Below are 7,566 nucleotides of genomic sequence, written 5' to 3'. Positions count from 1 at the left end.
GCGGGGTCCGCCCCGCCGGTCCGCCGGCTGCCGCGGGCAGGTCCACGCCGTTGGCCACGACGTGCACCCGCTCGCCGGGCACCCCGAGCTCGGTCACCACCTGGTCCCGCCCGTCGGCCGAGGGGCTGAGCACCAGCGCCAGCCGACCGTGGAGCGCCGCCAGTCGGGGACGCCGATCGGCGTCCCCGACGTCCCCGGCCAGGTGCAGGACGCCGGCCGTCGGGGCGACGGTCAGCGCGGCGGCGACGGCCGCGGCGTTGGACCCGGGGTCGACCAGGTTCACCACGACGACGTCCGGTCGCTGCGCCGCCACCGCCGCCGCCACCTCCGGGGCCGCCTCGCGGTGCCGGGCGAGGGGCACGACCGTCCGCCGCTGCGCCGGGAGCGCGGCCGCGAACCCCGGCGCGACCGGGTCTGCGCAGACCAGCGACGCGGTCCAGCCGCAGCCGGCGGCGCGGCGGAGCAGGTGGGTGAGGTAGACCTCGGCGCCGCCCCAGGCGTCGGAGTCGGCGACGAAGGTGACCCGGCGGCTCATCCGGCGGGCCCCGACAGCAGCTGCCGGGCGGCCGCGAGGACGTCGCCGGCGCGGACCGACGCGGCGCAGCGGAAGTCGATCGGGCAGACCAGGTGCGGGCAGGGCGCGCAGGCGACGTCGGCGACGACCGCGCGGTGCCGCGGGCCCGGGTGTGCCCAGCGGACGGGATCGCCGGGCAGGAACACGGTGACGCTGAGCGCTCCCACGGCCGCGGCCAGGTGCGCCGAACCGGTGTCGTTGCCGACGAGCAGGGCACTGTCGCGCAGCAGGGCGGCCAGCCCGCCGAGACCGGTCGCCCCGGTGAGGTCGGTGACCGGCGCGCGCATCCGGTCCCGCACCGCGGCGCTGATCGCCCGCTCGCCCTCCACCCCGGTCAGCACCACGTCCCAGCCGTCGGCGGCCAGCGCGTCGCCGACCGCGGCGTACCGCTCGGCCGGCCAGCGCCGGGTGGGCGAGGAGGCTCCGGGGTGCAGGACGACGTACCGCCCCGGTCGCAGGCCCGCCCCGGTCATCGTCCCGCTGTGCGCGGCCTCGTCCTCCGCCGTGATCGGGAAGTGCATGACCGGCGGCGGTCCGGGCGGGACCCCGAGGTGCTCGAACAGCCGCAGGTGCCGGTCGGCCTCGTGCAGCTGCACCGGGTAGCGCAGGTGCAGCTGAGCACCGGCCGGCGGCGGCTCCCACCCCGTCGGCGCGAACCCCCCGACCAGCCGCGCGCCCAGGGCACCGGTCACCGCGTTCGCCGCCGGACGGTCGCCGTACACCTGCAGGGCGAGGTCGAACCGCCGCTGCGCCGCCGCGGCGACGAACGCCGGCCAGCCGGCCGCGTCCGGGGTGCGCTCGGGGATGCCCTCCGCCCCGGGGAAGGGCAGCAGCTCGTCGACGCTGTCGGCGAAGCGCGCGACGACCGGCGCCATCTCGGGCCAGGTGACCAGCGTGACGTGCAGGTCCGGGCGGAACTCCCGCAGCCGGCGCAGCGCGGGGGCCGAGCAGAGCAGGTCGCCCAGCCCGACCCGCAGCCGGACGACCGCCACCCGGCGGACGGAGGGGTCGGCCAGCGGGGCGGTCACGACGGCCATCCTGCCGAGCTCCCCGGCAGGTCGCACCGCGTGTTGTACTGCGAGCCCGCATTCCCGGAGGTGGTCGTGGGCAGCCTGACCGACAACGACGTCGGCCTGCACGTGCTGCGGTTGTGCAGCGTCTTCGAGCCCGCTCGGACCCCGGGCGGCTCCGCCGTCGAGGGGCGCGCGGCCCGGTTCGACCCGATCGGCGGGATGCAGAACCACACCGCGGCGCTGACCCGCTGCCTGGACGCGCAGGGGCACCGGCAGACGGTGCTGACCTCCCGGCTGGCCGGCCCCCGGCGGACCGACCGCCTCGGCCGCGCCGCCGTCGTGCACCGGACCGGCGTCCGGACGACGTGGCTGCGGCAGCTGTGGGCCCTGGCCGCGCTCCCCTGTGTGCTGGCCCGCCGTCCGGCTCCCGGTGCCCCTGCGGTCGACGTCGTGCACGCCCACCAGGGCGAGGACCTCGCGACGCTCGTGCTGGCCCGCGCGGCCGCCGCGCGGCACCTCTGCCCGCTGGTGGTGACCGTGCACTGCAGCGTCGGCCACACCCTCACCGGCCGCACCCTGCACGTGCGGCTGCTCCGCGCGGTGGGTGGCTGGATCGAGCGGACGACGCTCGGCCGCGCCGACGCCGTCGTGGTGCTGACCGAGCGGACCGCGGCGGCGCTGCGGGCCGACGGCGTGCCGGCGGAGCGGATCGCGGTCGTCCCCTCCGGGTTCGAGCCCTCCTTGTTCGCCGCGCTCGACGAGCGGGGCGCCACCGACCGGACCCGCCTGCGCATCGGCTACGTCGGCCGGCTCGCGGCGCAGAAGCGCGCCGACCTCCTGGTCACCGCCTTCGGGCGGATGACCCGGCCGGCCGAGCTGCTCCTGGTCGGCGACGGCCCGGAACGGGCGCGGGTGCAGCGGCTGGTCCGGCAGAGCCCGGCCACCGACCGGATCCGCACGACCGGGTTCGTCGAGCACGCCGCCGTCCCGGGCGTGCTGGCGTCGCTGGACGTGCTGGTGCTGCCCTCGGCCTACGAGGAGATGGGCTCCGTGCTCACCGAGGCGATGGCGGCCGGGCTGCCCGTGGTCGCCAGCGACGTCGGCGGCATCCCGGAGGTGGTGCGGCACGGGGAGACCGGGCTGCTCGTCCCACCCGGGGACGTGACGGCGCTGGCCGCCGCCCTGGACCGGCTGGTGGCCGATCCCGGGCTGCGCGACCGCCTCGCGGCCGGGGCCCGGCGCCGGGCGGCCGACTACTCCTGGCCGGCCCTGGCCGCCCGCGTCGCCGACCTGTACCGGCGGGTCCGGACCGGGGACGTGCCGCAGCCGACCGCTGCATGAGCTCTCCGCGGGTCGCCGTCCTCGTCCCGGTGCACGACCAGTCCGCGTTCCTGGCCCGGGCGCTGGACGGGCTGCTGGCCCAGCACCTGACGGACTGGGAGGCCGTCGTCCTTGACGACGGCTCCCCGGATCCCGAGGTCGTGCGTGAGGTCGTGGCCGCCCTGCCCCACCCGCGGCTGCGCCTGCTCCACTGGCCGGTCAACCGCGGCCTGGGCGCCGCCCTCAACGCCGGGCTGGACGCCACCGCCGCCCCGCTGGTCGCCTACCTGCCTGCCGACGACGTCTGGTCCGCCGCCCACCTGACCGCGCTGGTGGGCTCGCTGGCGGACCCGGGGGTCGCACTCGCCCGCACCGGGCTCACCGAGCCGGCCGGTACGCCCTACGCCCAGCTGGTCCAGGTCGCGCACCGCCGCACACCGGACCGGTGGACCGAACGGGCGGAGCTGGAGACCGACGACCTGGACCGGCTGTTCTGGCGCCGGGTCGGCGCCCGGGGCCGGACGGCGGAGACCGGCTCGGTCACCTGCACCTGGACCCGCCACCCCGGGCAGCGGTCGCGGGCGATCCGGGAGTCCGCCGACGGCGGCCTGAACGTCTTCCGCAGCCGCTACCGGGTGGCCCAGCCGCTGCGGTTCGCCTCCACCGACGGCGGGGAGGTCGACGAGGTCGCCCGCTACGCCCGCTTCCGCACGCAGGAGCACCCACCCGCCGACGGGCTCAGCGTGCTGCTGGTCGGGGAGCTCGCGCTCAACCCGGAGCGGGTGCTCGCGCTGCGGGAGCGCGGGCACCGGCTCACCGGGCTGTGGACGACCGACGGGCTGGGCGACGCGACCGTCGGCCCGCTCCCCTTCGGGCACGTGCCCGACCTGGACCGGGACCGCTGGCCGGACGCGGTCCGGGAGCTGCGGCCGGACCTGGTGTGGGCCCAGCTGAACTGGCGCGCCGTCCCCTTCGCGCACGCGGTGCAGTCCGCCTTCCCCGACCTGCCGTTCGTCTGGCACTTCAAGGAGGCGCCCCAGCGCAGCCTGGTGCGCGGCGAGTGGCCGCTGCTCGCCGACCTCGTCCGGCGGGCGGACGCCTGCCTGTTCGCCACCGACGAGGAACGGGACTGGTTCGCCGGCGCCCTCCGCGGGCGGGTGGACCCCCGTCGGCTCGGGGTGCTGGACGGCGACCTGCCCAAACGGGACTGGCTGGACGCCCCGCTGGGCCGCAAGCTCTCCGCCGACGACGGCGAGCCGCACACCGCCGTCGTCGGCCGCCCCTCGGGCCTGGACGCGGCCTGGGTGCTGGAACTGGCCCGGAGCGGGGTGCACACCCACCTGTACGGCCAGGTGCGGGCGCCCGGGCCCAAGGGCGCGTGGACCGGCTGGCTGGCGGAGGCGCTGGCGAGCGCCCCGGAGCACGTGCACCTGCACCCGGCCGTGGGCCCGGAGGACTGGGTGACCGAGCTGTCCCGGTACGACGCCGGCTGGCTGCACCGGTTCTCCAGCGACAACGGCGGGGACCTGCGCCGGGCCAGCTGGGACGACCTCAACTCCCCCGCCCGGCTGCCCGTGCTGCTCGCCGCCGGTCTGCCGCTGCTGCAGCAGGCCAACCCGGGGTCGGCGGTCGCCGTGGAGCGGGTGCTGCGCCGGGACGGGACCGGGCTGTTCTACCGGTCCGCCGCCGAGGTGGCCGTCGTGCTGGCCGCGGAGCTGGCCACCCGGCGCGGTGCCGCCGCCGCCCTCGCGGTGCGCGAGGAGCACACCTTCGACGCCCACGCCGACCGGCTGGTCGAGCTGTTCGCCTCCCTGACCCGGTGAGCTCCTCACACCTCCGCCGCGCTCACTCGCGACGGGCGCTCGCCGCCCGGTCACGCCAGGGAGAGGGTCCCGGGTCGCCCGACGGGAGCGGGATCTCCGTCGTCAGCGGAACGGGCACACCGAAGTCGGGACGCCCGTCGGCGTGCCATGCCAGACGCTGCGCCCGCGCCGTCCGGCCTTCGTAGGTGTACTGATCGGTGGTCTTGGCGTGGTAGACGAACCAGTCCTCGGTCCCGTCCGGGGAGGTGAAGAAGCCACTGTGGCCGGGACCGAACACCCCGTCGTCGGCTCGGCTCCGGAAGACCGGCTCCGGGTGCTGGTGCCAGGAGCCGGCATCCAGCAGGTCGTCGGTCTCATCGGCGCTCAGCATGCCCATGCAGTAGTCGGGTGTCCCGGTGTCGCAGGCCGAGTACACGAGGAACACCCTGCCGTTCCGCCGGATGCCGACGGGCCCCTCGCGGATGTCCGGGCAGCCGAACCCGCTGGCGGGCAGCTGTACGCGGTCACCGGCCAGCTGCCAGGGGCTGGCCATGCGGGAGAGGTAGAGCACGTGCCCGGGCGCGCCCGCCCAGACCAGGTAGAGGGCACCGGAGGAGAGCAGGAGCGGGCTCCCGTCGATCGCGTAGTGCTCGTCCGCGGGATCGGTGTTCAGCCGCCCCTTGTACTCGAACGGACCGCACGGGTCCTCGCCAGCACTCTCCAGGACGTGCATGCGGTGATGGAGGTGGTCGGAGGCATCCGACGCGGTGTAGTAGAGGTACCAACGTCGGCCGTCGGGACCGTCGAGCAGGTGCAGCTCCGGCGCCCACAGCATGGCGCACCGGTCCGGCTCGGTGTCACTCCAGACGACCTGTGCCGGCGCGTCCGCCAGGTCGGCGATGCTCGCGGCTGTCGTCACGGCGATGTGGTCGTGCGACGTGCCGGTCGAGTAGTAGCGGCCGTCGTGGTGGACCAGCCAGGGATCGGGGTGCTGGCTGATCGGGTTGCGGAACGTCGTCACAGCTGTCCCGTCCGTCGAGGGATGCCTCACGTGTGGGCGTCGTGGTGTCACGGGACCGGCCGGACGACCCGCGAGGTCTCAGCCAGGTCGATCCGTGGTGCAGCCGGGGGCATGGTCCCCATGTACGGCATCTCCGGCGGGGCCGACGGTCATCGGGCTCACGCCGCGACCGTCCCGACCGTGGAGCCGCAGGCTTCGACGGCGACCGCCAACCCGTGGTGCGACAGGACCCGGAGCGCGGCGGCGAGCTCGGCCACCAGCGGCGGGTCGTCCCCCAACGACCCGAAGACGCTGCGGAGCCCGAGCAGGACGCGCGGGTCGTCGCCACCCTCGCGGGCCCGCCTGCACAGCTCGCCGGCCCCAGGGTCCACCACGTCGATCGGCCGCCCGGCGAGGTCGGCACCCCGCAGGTAGAGCAGCCACGCTGCCACCGCCAGCACGAGCATGGCCCGCGGGCGGCCCTGCTCCCGTGCCTCCCGGAGCGAGGGCAGCAGGTAGGAGGGCATCTTGACCGAGCCCCGGCGGCACAGCCGTGCGAGCGTGTCGCCGATGGCGGGGTTGGCGAAGCGCTCCAGCGTCGTCCGCCGGTACTCCGCCAGGTCGACGCCGAGGACCCGCGGCATCAGCGGCTGGACCTCCTCGCCGAGCATCCGCTCCACGATCGCGCGGACGACCGGGTCGGACATCGCCTCGTCGGTGCGGGTGTGCCCGGCCAGCGCTCCGAGGTAGCCCAGCGCGGAGTGGCCGCCGTTGAGCATCCGCGCCTTGATCAGCTTGTAGGGGCCGACGTCGTCGACGAACTGCACGCCGACCCGCTCGAGAGGGGGGCGTCCGTTGCAGAAGGCGTCCTCGACGACCCACTGGCTGAAGGGCTCGGTGACGACCGGCCAGCGGTCGGCGACCCCGATGGTCTCCTCGATGACGTCCCGCATGTGCGGTGAGGTCTCCGGGGTGATCCGGTCGACCATGCCGCTGGGGAAGGTCACGTGCTCCTCGATCCACGCCGCCAGGGCCGGGTCGCGCAGCGCCGCGTGCGCGACGACGGCGGTGCGCGCCGCTGCCCCGCTGTCGGGGAGGTTGTCGCAGGACAGGACGGTGAACGGGGCGTCACCCGCCCGGCGCCTTCGGTCCAGGGCCTCGGTGAGGTAGCCGGTGACCGTGCACGGGTGCAGCGGAGAGCCGACATCGTCCTGGACGTCGGGATCGTCCTCCGCGAACCGGCCGGCGTCGTCGACCAGGTAGCCGGCCCCGGTGATCGTCAGGGTCACGATCCGGGTCCGGGGGTCGGCGAGTGCGCGCAGCACCGCCTCGGGCTTCTCCGGCGCGTACAGGTAGTCGACGATCGACCCGATGACGCGGGCGGACTCGTGACCGGGCCCGCGCTCGACCACGGTGAAGAGGCAGTCCTGGGCGCCGAGGACCTCGCCCATCTGTGAACGGCGCAGCCCGACGCCGACGACCCCCCATCCCGTCTCGCCCTGCGCGGCGAGGTCGTCGAGGTAGACGGCCTGGTGGGCGCGGTGGAAACCCCCCACCCCGATGTGCACGATCGACGGGACCAGCGCTGCCCGGTCGTAGCAGGGGACGCGCAGGGTGCTGGCGTACGCGGCGAGGCTGGCGGCGGACAGGGGCGGGGGCAGGTCGGGCACGGTGCGCTCCGCGATCTCGGCGAGGACAGGTGGAAGACGGCCCACCGCGGAGCTGTGATCGACGCGTGAGCGGTCCCCCTCGCGCCGGCGGCTCAGCGCCTAGGACCACTACCACTCGAGGGATCTGAGCAAACCCCGTTCCGGTAGGGAGCGCCCGGTGCAGGCGACGCCCGGACCCTCCCTGGCG

The 7,566-nt window shown here is 75.9% G+C and carries 6 protein-coding genes; 2 read left to right on the top strand and 4 right to left on the bottom strand.

Annotated elements, in window-relative coordinates; genetic code table 11:
- Nucleotides 1-535: glycosyltransferase family 4 protein (locus tag FHL80_RS24400; protein WP_138735918.1), on the bottom strand; the 535-nt coding region annotated here is incomplete at its 3' end.
- On the bottom strand, nucleotides 532-1,611 hold the full coding sequence (locus tag FHL80_RS24395) for a glycosyltransferase family 9 protein (protein ID WP_138735917.1): 1,080 nt from the start codon (nucleotides 1,609-1,611) through the stop codon (nucleotides 532-534). The genes FHL80_RS24395 and FHL80_RS24400, both read right to left, overlap by 4 nt.
- 66 nt (nucleotides 1,612-1,677) lie before the next feature.
- Here FHL80_RS24395 and FHL80_RS24390 point away from each other — a divergent pair, with 66 nt between their 5' ends.
- Complete coding sequence (locus FHL80_RS24390; protein ID WP_138735916.1) at nucleotides 1,678-2,928, top strand: glycosyltransferase; 1,251 nt, start codon at nucleotides 1,678-1,680, stop codon at nucleotides 2,926-2,928.
- Complete coding sequence (locus FHL80_RS24385; RefSeq protein WP_138735915.1) at nucleotides 2,925-4,730, top strand: glycosyltransferase; 1,806 nt, start codon at nucleotides 2,925-2,927, stop codon at nucleotides 4,728-4,730. Before FHL80_RS24390 ends, FHL80_RS24385 begins: the two co-directional genes overlap by 4 nt.
- Nucleotides 4,731-4,752: 22 nt before the next feature.
- Here the strand turns inward: FHL80_RS24385 and FHL80_RS24380 are convergent, their stop codons facing one another.
- Both FHL80_RS24380 and FHL80_RS24375 read right to left on the bottom strand, forming a co-directional pair.
- Nucleotides 4,753-5,730, bottom strand: coding sequence for a glycoside hydrolase family 43 protein (locus FHL80_RS24380; protein ID WP_216871029.1), 978 nt, complete (start codon nucleotides 5,728-5,730; stop codon nucleotides 4,753-4,755).
- A gap of 158 nt (nucleotides 5,731-5,888) precedes the next feature.
- Complete coding sequence (locus tag FHL80_RS24375; RefSeq protein WP_246078930.1) at nucleotides 5,889-7,379, bottom strand: mannitol dehydrogenase family protein; 1,491 nt, start codon at nucleotides 7,377-7,379, stop codon at nucleotides 5,889-5,891.
- Nucleotides 7,380-7,566: the final 187 nt, after the last annotated feature.

The organism is Modestobacter excelsi, from assembly GCF_005930495.1.
Classification (GTDB): domain Bacteria; phylum Actinomycetota; class Actinomycetes; order Mycobacteriales; family Geodermatophilaceae; genus Modestobacter; species Modestobacter excelsi.
This window is presented reverse-complemented; position numbering and strand designations above follow the sequence as displayed.